The organism is Staphylococcus massiliensis CCUG 55927 (assembly GCF_000298075.1).
GTDB lineage: Bacteria > Bacillota > Bacilli > Staphylococcales > Staphylococcaceae > Staphylococcus > Staphylococcus massiliensis.
The window spans coordinates 1,112,851-1,132,066 of record NZ_JH815593.1; the positions used below are offsets into that span (position 1 = coordinate 1,112,851).

A 19,216-nucleotide genomic window follows, 5' to 3' on the forward strand; every position below is an offset into this window, starting at 1 on the left:
ATAAAATATTTAACCCTCATTTTTCAAGTTATAAATGTTATACTTACATCACAAGACAAATAAAGGAGGATTCATACATGGAAGAACATAAGGAACACTTACGCCAACAACTTTGCTTTTTATTCTATGTATCATCTAAAGAGATTATTAAAAAATATACGCAATACCTAAACGAGTTCGACCTCACATTCACAGGTTATATCACTTTAGTATCCATTAAAGAAGATGAATACGTGAATATCAAAACTTTAGGTGATCGCATTTACCTTAATTCAGGTACACTTACACCGCTTATTAAAAAGTTAGAAGCGAAGTCGCTTGTTAAAAAAGCGAGACTTGAATCTGATGAAAGAAATATGAGTATTTCATTAACTGAAAAAGGTAAGGAAGTAAGAGAACAACTTTTCGATGTATCACGTAAAGTTTATAAAGATTTAGATATTGAAGATGATAACGCGCAAGACTTAATTAACTCATTGAACAACCTGCTTGAAAATAATTTTAGATAATTAAGAACAATCACGTTAATTAACAAATACCCATTTAAAAAGCATTGAAATATATCCTATATGAATCTCATCAACTTTGTTTCGAAAAAAGCACAAATTTACAATTATATTTCAAAATAAATATTAATAATTTCCCTAATTTATTGTCACTCAAATAGGGCCTGAGACAAATTGATTAGATTTGAACTCGGGCCCTTATTCGTTAAACGGTACCATTCATTAAATGCATTTTACATTTATATTTCATTGATATTATTTTCGATTAAGTCACTTTTAGAGTTTGTATAGAAAGCTCCTTTTGGTTCATCGTTACGACGAACAGTTCCATCAAATACTACAGGTTGTCGTACGGTATTCGCAAACAACACAACTGCATAATGTTCGTCACCATATCCTTCAATATCTAAGTTGTGTAAATAGATATCCCTTAACGTTTCACCACGTTGATCAATCAAGACACCATTTTTATTGTCTCGTGCTGTTAAGTGGTTTAATCGAATATCGTTAACTTTACCTTGGGTATTCACCATCTTCGCAATATGATCACTTGTATGGTTGATTTCAGCATTTTCAACATTTAAACGAAGTACCCCTGATAGATACATACCATTAGATGTCGACACATCTTCTGATTCATTATTTACCTTTAAAGCATCAATATCTACATCTGAACAATATTCCAAGTGTAACGCATCTCGATTATCTAGCGTTGGTAACTTATATCGACTATCGAGCACATTAAGCGTTCCTATCTTAATATGAGATACCATTTCAGGCGTTCCATCTAATTCCCCTGAGAACACCTTGAAACCACTTCCCCCACTACGTCTTGTCGTAATGTTATCGAAAGTATGATTTCCTTGTTTATAAACACTATTTCTCGTACCTCCAAGACGAATCGCATGTTCACCAGCGTCTTCAACAACTGTATCTCTGAAATGTAGGTTTTGACACCCTTCAATGAGTAATCCGTTATCTCCCGCATGCCATTTCGCATTAGGATGACGGTTTGTAGCAACGTATTTACCAATATACATATCACGACATTGTCTCATATACATGCCACGAATATACGTATCCGCTTTAATTTCACCTATGTTCCAGTTTCTCGCGTTAAAAGCCATAACGTGATTATCTGAATTCTGAGTACGTATAGAACCTACTTTACCGTTCTCACCAGAAATATTAACCATTGCATCAAATAAATCATTACTCGTATCAATTTTTTCTGTACACTTGAGGTTAACATCACCCACATCTACAGCACCGTTTAAGCTCAACAAACGCCCACTTCCGAATTGAGCCGTTACTAAAATATCTAATTTATCAATTACAGCGCCTGAAGTTGCTTTTACATTATAGAAGTCACTACCATTAGCACCTTTACCTACAACAAGTCGCCCTTCACTAAAGTCATAATTTCCCTCGGGAAAGACGATATTATCGACATAATAATTTTTATGATTAAGTTTTAGTGTCTTATTATGTGAAGTCGCATATTCTACTGCCTTCTTAAAAGCCTGTGTGTCATTCGTGTAGTTAGGATTAATCGAACCATCTTGCTTTAAATAATCACCTTTTGCACCGAAGTCTTCAACCGTTACGACATCAGAATTTGGATCCAATTGATTCCCACCTTCACTTTCATTATTATTTGAGACTTGTGATGCTTGTTGATGCGTCGTGTTGACGAAATGATTATGTTGCTGTCCCGAATCCATCATATCAAAATCCACGCGAATCCTCCTATGTAACAAAGCTATGAAATTTTAAACGTAAAATATTTAGTTTTAAAATAAAACTATTGTATACAAAGATTAATTTAATCCTTGTATAAATTACTTCGGGACTCACTCTAACATATTTGATATAAAATTAAATCTAATTATTATTAAAAGATAGTAATTTTTGTAAAAAATTTCTAATTCAATAAAAAACTCGGAGAGCAGAACGCTCTCCGAGTTTGTGTCATAGGGTTTAATGCCGTAACATCTCCCAATGTTATCATCATTTAACATCCATAGATATGAAGTTTCCCCTAACTATATTAAATTGTACTTTATTAAATCACACACTTCAAATAGCTAATAGGTGCGATATATAGGCATTTTTGTTTAATTAACAGGCCTAAAATCCTGATGTCATCGACTTTTAAAGAGAAATGTTAAGATTTCTAAAAGATTTGATTTACAAAATTGTAAATAACATTCAATTATGTATCACAAATTATTGTCTTGTTAAATTATATCGCTTAATTACTAGTAACCCTTATATTTGAAATTTAAACAACTCGGCATAGTGGACCGTTACTACCGATCTATTATATGAAATTATGAAATTTAAACAGGCTTATAGCAACGCTTGTACCACTAGCAGTAGATAGACCTAGCCTATTAGATCTTAAGAAGCACCATATATTTTAAGTAGCACATTCATTTTAAAGCAGCATTTTATATTTAAAGGACTTTTTAAAAAGAAGGGTCTAGGACATATCACTACAATTCTTTTAAACAGCATGCTTTCCTGGGGCATGGCCGGAGCCTGTAGTCTCCGGTCTCATGCTACTCCCCTAGGAGTCAGCTGTTTTGAGAATTGTATGAAATAAAGCTTATGTGCTCTATTTCACGACTTATGTCCCAGACCCGAATATATGACTCCCCTTGAAAGGAATCGAACCTTCATTATAAGAACCGGAATCTCACGTGTTATCCATTACACTACAAGGGGTTGAATATGAATATGCATTAACAAATAGTTTACAGATGATTTTATTAAAGGTCAATGCTATGATTGATATAATTGATTTCAGGCTATACAGACGTAGTTTTTGACCATGTTTGACTTTTAGACTATAATGTATGTATAAGCTAATTAAAGGAGGACGTACTCAATGAATTTAATTCCAACAGTTATTGAAACTACGAACCGCGGTGAACGTGCTTATGATATTTATTCACGTTTATTAAAAGACCGTATTATTATGTTAGGTTCTCAAGTAGACGATAACGTAGCAAATTCAATCGTTTCACAATTATTATTCTTACAAGCTCAAGATTCTGAAAAGGATATCTATTTATACATTAACTCTCCAGGTGGTAGTGTTACAGCTGGATTTGCGATTTATGATACAATCCAACACATCAAACCTGATGTTCAAACAATTTGTATCGGTATGGCAGCTTCAATGGGATCATTCTTATTAGCTGCTGGTGCTAAAGGTAAACGTTATGCATTACCTAACGCAGAAGTTATGATTCACCAACCACTAGGTGGCGCTCAAGGTCAAGCAACTGAAATTGAAATTGCTGCGAACCACATCTTAAAAACGCGTGCTAAATTAAACAAAATTTTATCTGAACGTACGGGTCAACCAATTGATAAAATCGAAAAAGATACTGACCGCGATAACTTCTTAACGGCTGAAGAAGCTAAAGAATATGGTTTAATTGATGAAGTTATGGCACCAGAACATAAATAATTTTATATAATATTACACACTAATGTGTCGTGCACACATTAGTGTGTTTTTTATTAGCTTTTTATAAATAGAATTTACATAATATTCATTTTATCAATATCTCCACTTTACATTCGTTTGGTACTTTAGTTGTAGGAAAATTAAAAAGTGAAAGGATTTTTGATTATGAAAATGTTTAATAAGTTAGCTGCAACTACTTTAGCTTCAACTTTAATCGCTACATCATTAGGCGTTACTAACGTTACTTTAGCTTCTGGTGCAGGGGAAGCACCTGAAGGTACGCAATTAAACCAAGGTCAACAAGGCGACATGGCTATGTACGGCAATACTGAAAATCCTAAAAATATCATCTTCCTAGTTGGCGATGGTATGGGACCTGCTTTCAACACAGCTTACAGACACTTCAAAGATAACCCAGATACTGAAGAAGTTGAAAAAACAGCATTTGATGACTACTTCGTTGGTGATCAAAGCACTAGCCCTAAAGACCCTGAAGATGACGTAACTGACTCAGCAGCAGGTGCTACTGCATTCAGTACTGGTCACAAAACTTACAATGGTGCAATTAGTGTTAATGAAAAACAAGAACGTTTAAAATCTGTTTTAGAACAAGCTAAAGAAAACGGTAAATCAACTGGTCTTGTTTCAACTGCTGAAATCACTGACGCAACACCAGCTGCTTACGCTGCTCACGTTAAAGAACGTGGTATGAAAGACGAAATCGCGCAACAATTCTTTAATGACAAAATCAATGGTCAACATAAAGTAGACGTACTTTTAGGTGGCGGTAGCAAATACTTTGGCGAAGAAAACGGTAACTTAAAAGAGAAATTCGCTCAAGATGGCTATGAAGTAGTTGAAAACCGCGAAGACTTATTAAACTCTAAAGACGATCAATTATTAGGTTTATTCTCTGAAGGAAATATGCCTTTACAAATTGATGCGCCAGAAGATGATCCTAGATTAGTAGAAATGCAATCAATCGCTTTAGATCGTTTACAAAAGAACGACAAAGGTTTCTTCTTAATGGTTGAAGGTGCTTCAATTGATAAATCAGCTCACCCTAACGACATCACTGGTGTTATGTCTGAAATGGAAGGTTTCGAAAAAGCATTCGAAAATGCTACAAACTATGCGAAACAAAATCCTGACACATTAGTTGTTGCGACAGCTGACCACTCAACTGGTGGCTTATCAATGGCTAAAGGTAAAGAATATAGATGGGATCCTGAATATATCCGTCAAATGAAACATTCTGGTTCTTACATGACTGACCAAATTATCGAAGGTAAAGACGTTGAAGAAGTAATTCAAAACGGTTATGGTTTTGACCTTGATAAAGAACAAATGAAAGCTATCAAAAAAGAAGCTAAAGCATTAAGTAAACTTGATGAAGAAAAAGACGGCGACAAGTACGGTGAACAAAAACAAAAATTACAAGATGCTATCCAAAAACCAATTAATGATAAATCTAACACTGGTTGGACAACATATGGTCACACTGGCGTAGACGTTAATACTTACGGTTTCGGCCCTGGTATCGATAGCTTCAGAGGTCACATCGACAATACTGACTCTGCCAAAAACATTTTCGACTTCTACAAAAACGAAGTTCAATAATCTATCATAAATGCGCTTAAAACCTATCATTGTTTAAAAGCCCATTCCCCTAGCCTCGAGCTAGCGGGGAATGGGCTTATTTTTAAATGCAGAAAAACGCAAAAAGCAGCATGTCCACTTAAAGGACCGCTGCTTCACTTATAGTTCTAATGGTTCACCATTACGAATTTTATCCGCCATTTCATTAAGCTTTCTCAATCGATGGTTGATACCTGATTTAGAAATCTTACCAGTACTCATCATCTCACCTAGTTCTTTTAACGAAATATCTTGATGCTCAACCCTAAGCTTCGCGACTTCACGCAGCCTGTCCGGTAAATTCTCAAGTCCAATTTCCTCGTCAATCAACTGAATACTCTCCACTTGACGCATTGCCGCGCTAACCGTCTTATTTAAATTTGCTGTCTCACAGTTTACAAGACGGTTCACAGAATTCCTCATATCTCTCACAATACGCACGTCTTCGAACTTAAGTAACGCTTGATAGCCGCCTATTAAGCTGAGAAAGTCTGCAATTCTTTCCGCTTCTTTCAGGTATGTAATCCACCCTTTTTTACGCTCCAAATGCTTCCCATTTAAATCATAATGATTCATTAAATGCGTTAAACTCTCAGAGTGATTTTCATATAGTGAAAAGATCTCTAAGTGGTATGACGATGTTTCAGGATTATTCATGGATCCACCAGCAAGAAACGCACCTCTTAAATAACTGCGCTTCATCTCATCTGTCTTAATCATACTTTCGTCGATATCATGCATGAACACGCCATCTTTCAAGATACCGAGTTCATTAAGAATATCACGCGCTTTTGTTTTCACACGACAAATGTAGATATTATTTTTCTTCAGTTTCATCTTTTTACGAACGAGAATATCAACTTCTACTAAAAAGACCTTTTTAATAAGTGAAAAGATACGTCTCGCAGTCGTCGCATTCTCTGTTTGAATATTGATAATAAATTGTTGGTTACTAAAACTTAATGCGCCATTCATACGAATCAAAGCACTGAGCTCTGCTTTCGCATTGGCATCATCCACTTCTATGCGTGTTAATTCATTTTTCATATCTGATGCAAAGCTCATTGTGCATACGATCCTTTCTATTTGTTAATGAAGTGTATCCGTCATTGTCAAAGGACGCTTAAATCTCGTCGCATTATTTATCTTGATCAGGGTTGTACTGAATTGTACTGATTTCTTGTAATGCAATTTCATAAATCGTTTGAGCTAACGCTTTCGTATTATGACGCACATGGTCATTTTTAGAAATTTGTACTAGATTGTTACCTTCAATCACTTTAACACCTAAGGCTTTAATGTCTTCTGGTGAGTATTTCACTGGTTGTGATTGTTCACGTTCATAACGTTTCATAATCTTAGGATCCATTTCTCTTGTCGTACAAATTACGAAATCAAGGAATGGTGCTTTGACATGATTATGAATTGCGTTAATATGGTCGACGGTTGTGTAACCATCTGTTTCACCAGGTTGTGTCATAATATTAGATACATATAACTTTGTTGCCTGGCTATCTACTACAGCGTTACCAATCCCTTTTACGCATAGATTTGAAATCACACTTGTATAAAGGGAACCAGGACCAAGGACGATTAAATCTGCTTCCTCAAGTGCTTTAATCGCCTCGTCCATAGGTTCAGCGTCTTCTGGTTCTAAAAAGACACGCTTGATTTGTTTATTTTTAGTGGGAATGGTAGACTCCCCTGCGACAATTTCGCCATCTTCCATTTCAGCGTTTAACGAAACACTTTTATTCGTTGATGGAATGACACGTCCTTTAATATTTAGTACTTTACTTAGTTCTTTTACAGCATGACCAAAGTCATCTGTAATATTTGTCATTGCTGCGATTAATAAATTACCGATTGCGTGACCTTCAACTTGATTTTCATTAAAACGATAATTGAACAGTTGTTGAATGGTTGGTTCTGCATCACTTAAGGCAGCAATTACATTTCGTATATCTCCCGGTGCAGGTATATCCATTTGGTTACGTATCTTACCTGTACTACCACCATCATCCGCTACGGTAACAATTGTGGTGATATCTACCGGAAAATTTTTTAAACCACGTGCTAGTACAGATAAACCTGTACCACCACCGATTAAAACTAATTTAAGTTGTTCCATTTCTCTCGCCACTTTCAATTTCGGCATCTCGATGATGCGCGTAGACATTATAATCGTATATTTCTTTTAAATCTTCGCTAAGTCTTTGAGCTAATGCAACTGAACGGTGTTGACCACCTGTACATCCAATCGCAATGACTAATTGGGCTTTCCCTTCCTTTTTGTACCCTGGAATCATAAATTTAAGTAAATCTAAAAGCTTTTCATAGAAAATCGTTGTCTCTTTCCATTTCATAACGTATTTATATACTTCGTCATCTAGACCGGTCATTGGACGAAGTGCCTCGATATAATATGGGTTTGGTAAAAATCGCACATCAAATAACAGATCTGCATCCATTTGCGGACCATGTTTAAACCCGAAGCTCGTTACGTAAATGCTAAATAGTTCTTCATTCTCACTACCAAAACGTGCTTCGATACGACGCTTTAACTCTTTTGGAGATAATGCAGTTGTATCAATCGTAAAGTTCGCAAGACTTCTCACGTCTGATAATAAATTACGTTCTTCTTGAATAGAATCGATTAAAGTGCCATTGTTCTCAGCCGCTAAAGGGTGTGCACGTCTCGTTTCTTTGTATCTTGAAACAAGCTTTTCATCGTTCGCATCTACAAACATAACGTCTACAATGACATTCTTACGACTTAACACTAAATCAATCTCTTGAATTAACGATTGGAAGAAATCCTTACCTCTTAAATCAACACCAATTGCTACTTTTTGAAGTGAAGGGTTACCTTGATCCATTAATTCAACGAATTTATGCAATAAAATGGGCGGTAAATTATCTACACAAAAGTACCCTAAATCTTCTAAAACTTGTATCACAACTGATTTTCCAGCACCTGATAAACCTGTAACAACGAGTAGTTCACTTTTAGTTACTTCATTTTGTTCATGTTGCATGACTCAAAACCACCATCCTATTATATTCAATTACTAGTTTACATTAAAACGGTCTTTAGTAGTAGGCATATACAAAACTTCTCTAAACTTTCCCTCTTTTAAAAGATAACACGTATGACGACACACATGTTATGAATATTGATATAAGTCTCGGCGTATTCAAACATTGCTTTTCACCACAAAGAAAAAGCCAAGGCAAACCTTTGCCTCAGCTTGAAACTTGCGTCGTAGCATTATTCATCTTCAAGTTCTTCAATATAAGCGATAGCGCTTTGAGCTGCAATACTACCGTCGCCAGTAGCTGTAACGATTTGACGTAAACCTTTCTCACGAACGTCACCTGCAGCAAAGATACCTGCTACATTTGTTTTCATTGCATCGTCCGTTTGGATATAGCCTACATCATTTGTAATACCTAAATCAGAGAATGGTTGTGTTAACGGCTTCATACCGATATAAACGAAGACACCATCAGCGTCTAATGTTTGTTCTGAACCATCTTTCGTTGATTCAATTGTGATTGAACCGACTTTACCGTCTTTCTCATTAATAGATTGTAATGTGTGGCTCCAAATGAAGTCCATTTTATCATTTTTAAAAGCACGGTCTTGTAAGATTTTTTGAGCTCTTAATTCATCACGACGGTGAATAACAGTAACTTTCTTAGCGAATTTCGTTAAGAACGTACCTTCTTCAACAGCTGAGTCACCGCCACCAATAACATAAACGTTCTTATCCTTAAAGAACGCGCCGTCACATACTGCACAGTAACTTACACCACGGCCGCCTAGCTCTTCTTCGCCAGGAACACCGATCTTCTTGTATTCAGCACCAGTTGAAATGATCACTGCTTTTGCCGTAACCGTTTTAGAACCTAAATCGACAACTTTGTAGTCGCCTTTATCTTCAATACCTTTAATGTCACCATATGTGTATTCAGCACCGAATTTTTTCGCATGTTCGAACATCTTAGTAGATAAATCAGGACCTGTAATAAAATCAAAACCTGGGAAGTTCTCTACCTCTTCTGTATTAGCCATTTGGCCACCTGGCATACCGCGTTCAATCATAACCGTGCTTAAATTAGCACGTGAAGCGTAAACTGCAGCCGTCATACCTGCTGGACCAGCACCGATAATGGCTACATCGTATTCTACTTGTTCTGTCATTAGTCTTCCTCCTCTATTATCTATGACTGTTTTCAATTTAATTAGTAGCGATTGATCATTAACACATGCATTGTACAATAATTAACCGAAATTTTACATTTAAATGCTCAAAAGTATATTTAACATTTTATTTAATTTGTAGGTACTAACTTGAAACCATTCTGACATGTCTTTTTTCGTGACCTTTTGATGACGTTCTGCCTTAAAGAATAGGTATACAACCGCCGCAACATAGGCGTTCTCGTCTGAAAGGTCTTTTCGAGAAGCGATGATAGACTCTGCGTAGTCAATCCAACTTAACATCAATTGATTGCTATTGACAAGACGGTCTTCATCATAGATAAGTTTTAAGCCTCTGTGAATGAAGTCCAAACGCGTCAGTTTCAAATCGCTTACAAGATAGGAAATATAAAGTCGTTCATAATCACCCATTGATTCTAAGACGTGCCAAATGTCCTCGGTCATGATGATGGACTGCCCTTTCTCTTGATCGAGTAAAAAGATACCAAGTATACGACGTGCGAGATCATCATCCATTAGTAGCGGTTCAATATGATCTTTAAAGAACGCTTTACTATGCGCAATCATCCAAGGTGCATGTCCTACCTCTACTTGAGAAATTTCACGTAATTGTTCCCAAAAATACTTACTCTTAGACGTATTTCCGAGGAAATAACTATTGAAGCTCAAGGCGTGAAACATTTGGTAAGACAAATATTTCCCCTTCTTATAAAGTGGCACGAGTAACTGATTCGATGCATGGTATTGTTTTAAGAAGCTCAGCACAATGCCTAACTTAAAGCTTTCGTCATCATTAATTGGCGCAATTTTACGAAGCAATTGCACATACTTTTTAAACTGTTCACGTTGATTTGTGTTATAGAGTAACAACGTATAGTGACATAAAGCATGTACATCGCTTGAGTCTTCACTTAGAAGGCGCTCAAACATTTCTTTCGCAACTGAGTATTCGTTTAAATATAAATAGCACATTGCTAATAAGTTGCGACTTACTCTATGTTCACGTACGTGTTCTTCAAGGCTTTCCATATAGTCACGCGCATCTATTAAACGCCCTTGACCAAATAAATGTTGGAAAATCATTTGCGCTGAGAACAGTTCGCTTTCTAGCTTTAATTTCTTTTCTTCATGATACGTCACTTCAAACATATCTTCTAACTCTTCGCGGTAGTCCGCATCGTCGCTTGTAAATACATAATTTAAACCAAACAAGTAAGCCTTGTTTGGTTCATTCTGAGCGATGTTAATCTGGCTGAGTTCATAATAACTCTCAGGGATCTTGTCGCCCGTAACGATTTGATCAAAGAATAATTGCTCAGCTTCGTTAAACTTTTTAAGTTTCGTTAAAGCAAAAGCAAGTTCCTTCTTAATTTCAAAGTCGTGAGGTGACAATTCTAAGACCTTATGATAGTAGTATGAAGCCTTTGAATAATCGTGCTGTAAAGATTTTGTTTTAGCGCGCTTTTCATAGAAAGCTTGATCAAACTTCATTGGTATAACCTTGTCGTGATGTGTCATAGGTATTGCCACCTCCATATATTTATTTAAGTTGCATGGGATTACCGTACGCTAATGCATGATCTGGTACATTTTTCGTTACAACGGTACCTGCGCCAACTTTCGCATAGTTGCCAATCGTCACGCCGGGTAATATTGTAACGTTTGCGCCGATCAACGTGTAATCTCCAATTTGAACGTTACCTTTTCTAAATTCATCGACTAAAAATTCATGTGTAAGTATTGTAGCATTATACCCAATAACTGAGCGTTTGCCAATAGCTATTAGTTCAGGATACATGATATCAGGTACTGCTTTAAAAGCAATAGCCGTCTCTTCACCGATTTTCATACCTAACAATTTTATAAAAAGTGTACGCTTTAAACGTACACTTGGTAAATATCTGCATGCTTCTATAACAACTGTGTTCTTTAAAATCTTTCCGAACTTTATAAAACGATACATATGCCACAACGGATTTCTGTGGCTAGATGGTGTTTTCGTTAACTTTCTCAAATGTTATCACTTACCTTTTTCTTTTGAAGTAGGCCATGGTAACACGCCAACATCTTTATAACGTGGAACGTTATATTTAAAGCGTCTGAACAAGATTAGCGCGATACCGATGATTATTAAGAGTAATGATACTAACTGAGCAACGCGAATTAAATCCGCAATCATTAATGCATCGGTACGTAGTCCTTCGATAAAGAAGCGGCCAAATGAGTACCATATTAAATATAAGAAGAACGTTTCACCAATCTTAAGGTGCTTTCTTAAAGCAATCAGAATGATAAACCCTAAGACGTCCCAAATCGATTCATATAAGAACGCTGGGTGGTAATACGTGCCGTCGATTTTCATATTCTCAATGATAAAGTTTGGAATGTGTAATCCCTCTAGAAAGGACCTTGAAACCGGGCCACCATGTGCTTCATGGTTCATAAAGTTACCCCATCTACCAATACCTTGCGCTAAAATAATACTTGGTGCTACCACGTCTCCGATTTGTAGTGGACTGTAATTCTTCTGCTTACAAAGGATTAATCCTGTTAAGAAGGCACCGATTAAGCCACCGTGGATGGCAATACCGCCTTTCCATATCATCGGTATTTCAACAGGATGCTTCATGTAATAAGGGAATTGGAAGATTACAAAGTAAATACGTGCGGCTAAGATCGCGAAAATGACACTTAAAATAATCATGTTCAGTAAGTCATCTTCTTTATAACCAACCTTATCGGCACTTTTTTGTGCGATAAAATAACCAATCGCAATGGCACTCGCGATAATAATCCCGTACCAATGTACTTGAATCGGTCCTAAACTAAAAGCAATTGGGTCTATGTATGCAAGATTCATTTCTTACGCTCCTTATTTTTATTTCCGTTTTTCATGATTTCTGCATTTAAACGGTTATTGAATTCTTCAGCAGTATTGATGCCCATAATATTTAATCGGTAATTCATTGCTGCTACTTCAATAATAACCGCAACATTTCGCCCAGGTCTTACCGGGATCGTCTTCTTCGTTATGTCTGTATCTAAAATCGTAAGCGATTCTTCATGTAACCCAATTCTGTCATAAAGTTTATTTTCATTCCATGTTTCAAGGTCAATATTGAGTCGAATACGCTTTTCAGTCAATATCGAACCTGCGCCAAATAACGTCATCACGTTGATAATACCGAGCCCTCTAATTTCAAGTAAATGCTCGATAATCTTTGGCGGCTTACCAATTAACTCGTCTTTCGTAATTTGTCTAATTTCAACATTATCATCCGCAACAAGTCTGTGACCACGTTTGACAAGTTCTAAGGCTGTCTCACTTTTACCAATGCCTGAGTCCCCTGTTATGAGTACACCTACACCGTACACGTCAACTAATACACCATGTAACGACGTTGAGCGTGCAAGTCGTCGTTCAAGATATGTAGTTAATTGTCCCATCAGACGCGTTGTTGCGTCGTGAGATTTAAACAACGGCGTATTTAATTCCTTTGCTGCTTCGATTAATTCTTCAGGTGGCTCTAAATCACGCGTTATGATAATTGCTGGTGTTTCTTCACGGCATAAACTACGCATGCGCCCTTCTTTAGACGCTTCAGGCAACAAATTATAGAACGACAATTCCGTCGTACCTAATATCTGAATACGGTCTTTCGCATAGTGTGAAAAATAACCTGCCATTTCGAGACCAGGTCTTGATATGTCTGTGTTATGTATAGGGCGGTCTAAACCTTCTTCGCCTGCGATAAGTTCTAAATCAAACTTCTCTATTAAACATTTCGCACTTATCATGCTTGTCACCTCAATTGCTAACTTCACTACTCTTTTATCATACCAAAAAGCAACACGATTCCACATTAAAAACTAAACATTTCACTCGATTTCTTTTTTGAAAAGCCCTATCGTAAAAACGAATTATTATTGCTATAAAATAAAGCCTTAGATGAAATGGGATTCATACTAAGGCTTAAAGTATCACTAAAAACTATTTTCTTTTATTAGGATCTAGAAAATCGCTAAGATTCTTAAGCGTTGATTCCATTTCATTAAATGGATCTTTCTTACCTGAATCACGATTTTGTTCATATCGCTTAAAACTTTCATTTAACTTATCCGTTACATTACGAAACGATTTACGAATTTCGTCTTCAATATCTTGAATATCATCTTGACGTGAAGTTGACTCGTTGTCTTTTGCTGAAGTGTCCTCTTGAGACGTACTTGTTGCTTTGGAATTTGTCGTTGATGCTTGTTCTTGAGATTTAGTATCAATCGCATCAAGTAACATTGAAGCATCTTCAACTGAAATCTTATCATCTTTAAGTAGTTCTAAAATCTTTAATTTAGCCTGACTCATGTGAATCCCTCCTTTAAATTAGTCTTTATCTCGTTCTAAAACAGTCTTCAAATATTGACCTGTATATGAATCTTTATATTCAGCAATGTCTTCAGGTGTACCTGTCGCGACTAGCGTACCACCGCCGTCGCCACCTTCAGGTCCTAAGTCTATGATGTGGTCTGCCGTTTTAATCACATCTAAATTATGTTCGATAATCACAACCGTGTCACCATTATCTACAATTCGGTTCAGAACTTTGAGTAAGCGTTTAATATCATCAACGTGAAGACCTGTAGTCGGTTCATCAAGAATGTAAATAGAACGACCTGTAGAGCGCTTGTGAAGTTCTGAAGCAAGTTTAACACGTTGCGCTTCACCACCTGATAATGTCGTAGCTGGTTGGCCAAGTGTGATATACCCTAGACCAACATCTACAAGCGTTTGAAGCTTACGTTTAATCTTAGGTATATTTTCAAAGAAATGCGTCGCATCTTCTACAGTCATTTCGAGAACGTCCGCAATACTTTTACCTTTGTATTTTACTTCTAACGTTTCACGGTTATAACGTTTACCGTCACAAACTTCACAAGGCACATAAACATCTGGTAAGAAGTGCATTTCTATTTTAATAATACCATCACCCTTACAAGCTTCACATCTACCGCCTTTAACGTTAAAACTAAAACGTCCTTTTTGATAACCGCGTACTTTAGCTTCGTTCGTATTTTGGAATACTTCACGGATATTATCAAATACACTTGTGTAAGTAGCAGGGTTTGAACGTGGCGTACGACCAATTGGTGACTGGTCAATATCAATGATCTTATCGACATGTTCTAGCCCTTTAATGGCATCATGTTCACCAGGCTTCACTTTAGATTTATTGATTTTTTGCGCTAAACTTTTATATAACACTTCATTCACAAGTGAACTTTTACCTGATCCTGACACACCTGTGACAACAGTCATCGTTGATAACGGAAAGTCTACCGTTACGCCTTTTAAGTTGTTACTTCTTGCACCTTCAACCGTGATTTTACGGTCAGTCACGTCACGGCGATGCTCAGGTACATCTACTTTTTTCTTACCTGATAAGTACTGTCCAGTTAGTGATTTCTTATTTTTCATAACTTGTTTAGGCGTACCACTTGCGACGATTTCACCACCGAAATCACCTGCACCAGGGCCTACGTCAACAAGATAATCCGCTGCACGCATCGTATCGTCATCATGTTCAACTACAATTAAAGTATTACCTAGGTCGCGCATTTCTTTTAAAGTGTTAATTAAGCGATCATTGTCACGTTGGTGTAAACCAATCGATGGCTCATCCAGCACATAGAGCACACCAGATAAACGTGAACCAATTTGGGTAGCCAGTCGAATACGCTGTGCTTCCCCACCTGAAAGCGTACCGGATGAACGGTTAAGTGTTAGATAGTCAAGACCAACGTTATATAAGAACTCTAAGCGAGACGTAATCTCTTTCAAGATTAACTTCGCAATCGTTTGTTCTTGCTCTGTTAATTCAATATTACGGAAATAATCGAGCGCATCTTTAATTGAATAGCGCACAACTTCACCTATATTTAAGTCACCCACATAAACAGATAGCGCGTCTTCATTTAAACGCTTACCATGACACGTCTCACATGGTAATTCCGTCATATATTTCTGCATCATTTCACGCACGTACTCTGAAGGTGAATCATGAAATCTACGGTTAATATTCGGTATTACACCTTCAAATGCCATCGTACGCGTACGCTTTTGACCGTTTTTTGATTCGAACTTAAATTCAATTTGCTTACCTTTCGAGCCATAGAGAATAATATCCTTCTGACGTTTCGTTAACTTTTTAAATGGTTTATCCATTTTGATTTTATAAACTTCGCACACACGTTTTAATAATGTTGGATAGAAGTTCGAACTTGTCGGTTCCCAAGGTACAATCGCACCCTCTTCTAACGTCTTATCCTTGTCTGGCACGACTAAATCTAAGTCAACAGTTAGAGATTGCCCTAATCCGTCACACGTTGGACAAGCACCAAATGGACTGTTGAAACTAAACATTCTTGGTTCAAGTTCCCCAATTGAAAAGCCACATATCGGACACGCGTGATTTTCTGAGAAGGTCAGTGGTTCTGAACCAATCACATCAACTGTTAAATTACCTTCTGCTAATTCAAGAACTGTCTCAATAGAATCCGCTAAGCGTGTTTCAATACCAGGTTTTACAACTAAACGGTCTACGACGATATCAATAGAATGATGCTTATTCTTATCAAGCTCAGGTACTTCCATAACATCCATGATTTCACCATCTACACGGACACGTACATACCCTTTTTTATTAATATCTTCAAGTAGCTTTTCATGCGCACCCTTACGATGATTGACAACAGGTGCTAAAAGTTGAATTTTAGTACGTTCTTCTAATTCGAGAATACGGTCTACCATTTGTTGAACCGTTTGAGATTCAATTTCAATGTTATGTTCTGGGCAATAAGGGCGTCCAATACGCGCATATAAAAGACGGATATAGTCATAAATTTCTGTTACAGTTGCCACTGTTGAACGCGGGTTTTTACTTGTAGTCTTTTGGTCAATTGAAATAGCCGGTGATAAACCTTCAATCGTATCTACATCCGGTTTATCCATTTGACCTAAAAATTGACGTGCATAGGCACTTAACGATTCCACATAACGTCTTTGGCCTTCTGCGTAAATAGTATCGAATGCTAGTGACGACTTACCTGAACCAGACAAACCTGTCATAACGATTAATTTATGTTTAGGTAATTCAATATCTACGCCTTTTAAGTTATGGGCACGCGCCCCTTTGATTACTATTGATGAATCTTTCATTTATGCTTCACCCTTCTGATTTTAATTCAAAAAGTAAATCTCTTAATTCTTGAGCGCGTTCGAAGTCGAGTTCTTTTGCGGCAGCTTTCATTTCTTTTTCTACATTTTCAATTGTTTTCTCGCGCTCTTTCTTCGTTAACTTCTTAGGTACTTCGACTTGTTGTTGTTCATTTGTTTCGTCCGCTTCGACTGTAGCACTAATGACATCACGAATCTTCTTGTTAATCGTTTTCGGTGTGATGCCGTGCTTTTCATTATGTGCCATTTGGATTTCTCGACGACGTTCTGTTTCATCAATCGCATACTGCATTGAATCCGTAATTTTATCCGCATACATGATAACTTCACCTTTGTCATTACGCGCAGCACGACCAATTGTCTGAACAAGAGAACGTTCTGAACGTAAGAAACCTTCTTTATCCGCATCAAGGATAACTACAAGTGATACTTCTGGAATATCGATACCTTCCCTTAATAAGTTAATACCGATTAAGACATCAAAGGTACCCATACGTAAATCACGAATAATTTCAATACGTTCGAGTGTTTTGATTTCTGAGTGTAAGTAATTGACTTTTACGCCCGCTTCTTTAAGGTATGTGGTTAAGTCTTCACTCATTTTCTTCGTTAATGTCGTAACTAAGACACGTTCATTACGTTCGACACGGTCCTGAATTTCACTTAATAAATCATCAATTTGATTTTCAGTTGGTCGAACTTCAATTTTAGGATCAAGTAACCCTGTAGGACGGATAATTTGTTCAACCATTTCATCTGTATGTTCAAGTTCGTACGGACCTGGTGTTGCAGAAACGTATACGAGTTGATGTGTCTTATCTTCGAACTCTTCAAATTTTAGTGGTCTATTGTCGAGCGCACTTGGCAGACGAAAGCCGTGTTCCACTAAAACATTTTTACGCGCACGGTCACCGTTATACATCCCTCTGATTTGCGGTATCGTTACGTGAGACTCATCAATCATAATGAGCCAATCATCGCCAAAGTAATCAAGCAACGTATACGGTGTTGATCCTAATGGGCGTAATGTTAAATGCACAGAATAGTTCTCGATTCCTGAGCAAAAGCCCATTTCACGCATCATTTCTAGATCATAGTTCGTACGCTGTTCAAGTCGTTGTGCTTCTAATAATTTATTCTCGCTTCTTAAAAGTTCTAAACGTTCTTCTAACTCAGCCTCAATACGTTCAATCGCTACTTTTAGCTTTTCATCACGGGTAACGAAGTGTGATGCTGGGAAGATAGGAAAGTGCTTACGGTCCTTAATCACTTCGCCCGTTAAGTAATTCACTTCGCGAATGCGGTCTATTTCGTCACCAAAGAATTCAACACGGATACACATCTCTTCACGTGAAGCTGGGAAAATTTCTACCACATCACCGCGAACACGGAACGTACCACGTCTAAAGTCGATATCGTTACGTGTATATTGCACATCTACTAGCTTACGTAAAAGTTCACTACGGTCCATTTCCATCCCTACACGGATACTTACAACTAAGTCTTTATATTCTTCCGGATTACCTAAACCGTAAATACAACTTACGCTGGCGATGATGATAACATCATCACGTTCGAACAATGCACTTGTTGCTGAGTGTCGGAGTTGGTCGATTTCATCGTTGATTGAGGCATCTTTTTCGATAAACGTATCTGTAGATGGAACATAAGCTTCAGGTTGATAATAATCATAGTAACTTACGAAATATTCGACTCTATTTTCAGGGAAGAATTCTTTAAACTCACTATATAATTGTCCAGCAAGCGTCTTATTGTGAGCGATAATTAAAGTGGGCTTACCGACTTCTTTAATAACATTACTCATTGTAAAGGTTTTACCAGTACCTGTTGCACCAAGTAATGTTTGGTGACGTTTACCGTCCTTAACACCCTGTGCAATTTTAGCTATTGCTTCAGGTTGGTCACCACGCGGCTCAAAATCTGAGGCAATTTTAAATGGATAATGTTCCATGCGCCATCCTCCTATCGATATCTTTCATTATTATATATTTTAACAGATTAACTAAATCTAATACAAACATCTGTTCGCAAAATAAAAAAGACGGGTTAGTGCTTTATATACACTAACTTCCCGTCTTTTTAGACTTTTAAATAAACTGTATTTAAAAAAG

General features: G+C 37.0%; 15 protein-coding genes and 1 tRNA gene. 3 read left to right on the forward strand and 13 right to left on the reverse strand.

Features of this window, described 5'->3' with window-relative positions; all coding sequences use genetic code 11:
- Nucleotides 1-77: 77 nt before the first annotated feature.
- Complete coding sequence (locus A33S_RS0105685) at nt 78-509, forward strand: MarR family winged helix-turn-helix transcriptional regulator (protein WP_009383045.1); 432 nt, start codon at nt 78-80, stop codon at nt 507-509.
- Between the two features lie 236 nt (nt 510-745).
- Here A33S_RS0105685 and A33S_RS0105690 read toward each other — a convergent pair whose 3' ends face one another.
- Together A33S_RS0105690 and A33S_RS0105695 are read right to left on the reverse strand one after the other, a co-directional pair.
- The gene (locus A33S_RS0105690) at nt 746-2,245 is read right to left on the reverse strand and encodes a hypothetical protein (protein WP_009383047.1); all 1,500 of its coding nucleotides are present in this window, start codon (nt 2,243-2,245) and stop codon (nt 746-748) included.
- A gap of 919 nt (nt 2,246-3,164) precedes the next feature.
- Nucleotides 3,165-3,236 (reverse strand) — tRNA-Arg (locus A33S_RS0105695).
- Between the two features lie 163 nt (nt 3,237-3,399).
- Here A33S_RS0105695 and clpP point away from each other — a divergent pair.
- Both clpP and A33S_RS0105705 read left to right on the forward strand, forming a co-directional pair.
- Complete coding sequence (gene clpP / locus A33S_RS0105700; protein ID WP_009383048.1) at nt 3,400-3,987, forward strand: ATP-dependent Clp endopeptidase proteolytic subunit ClpP; 588 nt, start codon at nt 3,400-3,402, stop codon at nt 3,985-3,987.
- A gap of 165 nt (nt 3,988-4,152) precedes the next feature.
- Nucleotides 4,153-5,607 carry an alkaline phosphatase gene (locus A33S_RS0105705; RefSeq protein WP_009383050.1) on the forward strand — a complete coding sequence of 485 codons (1,455 nt, stop codon included), beginning with the start codon at nt 4,153-4,155 and terminating at the stop codon, nt 5,605-5,607.
- Nucleotides 5,608-5,745: 138 nt separating this feature from the next.
- Here the strand turns inward: A33S_RS0105705 and whiA are convergent, their stop codons facing one another.
- From whiA to uvrB, 11 genes are all read right to left on the reverse strand, one after another.
- Entirely contained in the window at nt 5,746-6,690 is a 945-nt protein-coding gene (whiA, locus tag A33S_RS0105710) for a DNA-binding protein WhiA (protein ID WP_009383052.1), read from the reverse strand.
- 73 nt (nt 6,691-6,763) lie between these two features.
- Nucleotides 6,764-7,756 (reverse strand): gluconeogenesis factor YvcK family protein, encoded by a 993-nt coding sequence (locus A33S_RS0105715; RefSeq protein ID WP_009383053.1) that lies wholly within the window; start codon nt 7,754-7,756, stop codon nt 6,764-6,766.
- A complete protein-coding gene (gene rapZ / locus A33S_RS0105720) occupies nt 7,743-8,663 on the reverse strand; it encodes an RNase adapter RapZ (RefSeq protein WP_009383055.1) in 921 nt (306 codons plus the stop codon). The genes A33S_RS0105715 and rapZ overlap by 14 nt, the downstream gene beginning before the upstream one ends.
- A gap of 233 nt (nt 8,664-8,896) precedes the next feature.
- The gene (trxB, locus tag A33S_RS0105725) at nt 8,897-9,832 is read right to left on the reverse strand and encodes a thioredoxin-disulfide reductase (protein ID WP_009383057.1); all 936 of its coding nucleotides are present in this window, start codon (nt 9,830-9,832) and stop codon (nt 8,897-8,899) included.
- Between the two features lie 99 nt (nt 9,833-9,931).
- A complete protein-coding gene (locus A33S_RS0105730) occupies nt 9,932-11,371 on the reverse strand; it encodes a tetratricopeptide repeat protein (RefSeq protein WP_009383059.1) in 1,440 nt (479 codons plus the stop codon).
- Nucleotides 11,372-11,393: 22 nt separating this feature from the next.
- On the reverse strand, nt 11,394-11,867 hold the full coding sequence (locus A33S_RS0105735) for an acyltransferase (protein WP_009383061.1): 474 nt from the start codon (nt 11,865-11,867) through the stop codon (nt 11,394-11,396).
- Nucleotides 11,868-11,873: 6 nt separating this feature from the next.
- Nucleotides 11,874-12,713, reverse strand: a complete 840-nt coding sequence (gene lgt, locus A33S_RS0105740) for a prolipoprotein diacylglyceryl transferase (RefSeq protein WP_009383062.1) — start codon at nt 12,711-12,713, stop codon at nt 11,874-11,876.
- Entirely contained in the window at nt 12,710-13,651 is a 942-nt protein-coding gene (gene hprK, locus A33S_RS0105745) for an HPr(Ser) kinase/phosphatase (RefSeq protein WP_009383063.1), read from the reverse strand. The genes lgt and hprK overlap by 4 nt, the downstream gene beginning before the upstream one ends.
- Nucleotides 13,652-13,844: 193 nt before the next feature.
- Nucleotides 13,845-14,216, reverse strand: coding sequence for an SHOCT-like domain-containing protein (locus A33S_RS0105750; RefSeq protein WP_009383064.1), 372 nt, complete (start codon nt 14,214-14,216; stop codon nt 13,845-13,847).
- An 18-nt stretch (nt 14,217-14,234) separates the two neighbouring features.
- Nucleotides 14,235-17,066: an excinuclease ABC subunit UvrA gene (gene uvrA, locus A33S_RS0105755; protein WP_009383065.1), complete on the reverse strand. Its 2,832-nt coding sequence runs from the start codon at nt 17,064-17,066 to the stop codon at nt 14,235-14,237.
- Nucleotides 17,067-17,073: 7 nt separating this feature from the next.
- Nucleotides 17,074-19,056: an excinuclease ABC subunit UvrB gene (gene uvrB, locus A33S_RS0105760; RefSeq protein WP_009383066.1), complete on the reverse strand. Its 1,983-nt coding sequence runs from the start codon at nt 19,054-19,056 to the stop codon at nt 17,074-17,076.
- Nucleotides 19,057-19,216 lie beyond the last annotated feature (160 nt).

Bases quoted from the DNA above. Each gene is read 5' to 3' on its own strand.
- whiA (WP_009383052.1), bottom strand. From the start codon at position 6,690: ATGAGCTTTGCATCAGATATGAAAAATGAATTAACACGCATAGAAGTG.
- A33S_RS0105705 (WP_009383050.1), top strand. From the start codon at position 4,153: ATGAAAATGTTTAATAAGTTAGCTGCAACTACTTTAGCTTCAACTTTA.
- rapZ (WP_009383055.1), bottom strand. From the start codon at position 8,663: ATGCAACATGAACAAAATGAAGTAACTAAAAGTGAACTACTCGTTGTT.
- A33S_RS0105685 (WP_009383045.1), top strand. From the start codon at position 78: ATGGAAGAACATAAGGAACACTTACGCCAACAACTTTGCTTTTTATTC.
- hprK (WP_009383063.1), bottom strand. From the start codon at position 13,651: ATGATAAGTGCGAAATGTTTAATAGAGAAGTTTGATTTAGAACTTATC.
- lgt (WP_009383062.1), bottom strand. From the start codon at position 12,713: ATGAATCTTGCATACATAGACCCAATTGCTTTTAGTTTAGGACCGATT.
- A33S_RS0105750 (WP_009383064.1), bottom strand. From the start codon at position 14,216: ATGAGTCAGGCTAAATTAAAGATTTTAGAACTACTTAAAGATGATAAG.
- clpP (WP_009383048.1), top strand. From the start codon at position 3,400: ATGAATTTAATTCCAACAGTTATTGAAACTACGAACCGCGGTGAACGT.
- A33S_RS0105730 (WP_009383059.1), bottom strand. From the start codon at position 11,371: ATGACACATCACGACAAGGTTATACCAATGAAGTTTGATCAAGCTTTC.
- trxB (WP_009383057.1), bottom strand. From the start codon at position 9,832: ATGACAGAACAAGTAGAATACGATGTAGCCATTATCGGTGCTGGTCCA.
- uvrB (WP_009383066.1), bottom strand. From the start codon at position 19,056: ATGGAACATTATCCATTTAAAATTGCCTCAGATTTTGAGCCGCGTGGT.
- A33S_RS0105715 (WP_009383053.1), bottom strand. From the start codon at position 7,756: ATGGAACAACTTAAATTAGTTTTAATCGGTGGTGGTACAGGTTTATCT.
- uvrA (WP_009383065.1), bottom strand. From the start codon at position 17,066: ATGAAAGATTCATCAATAGTAATCAAAGGGGCGCGTGCCCATAACTTA.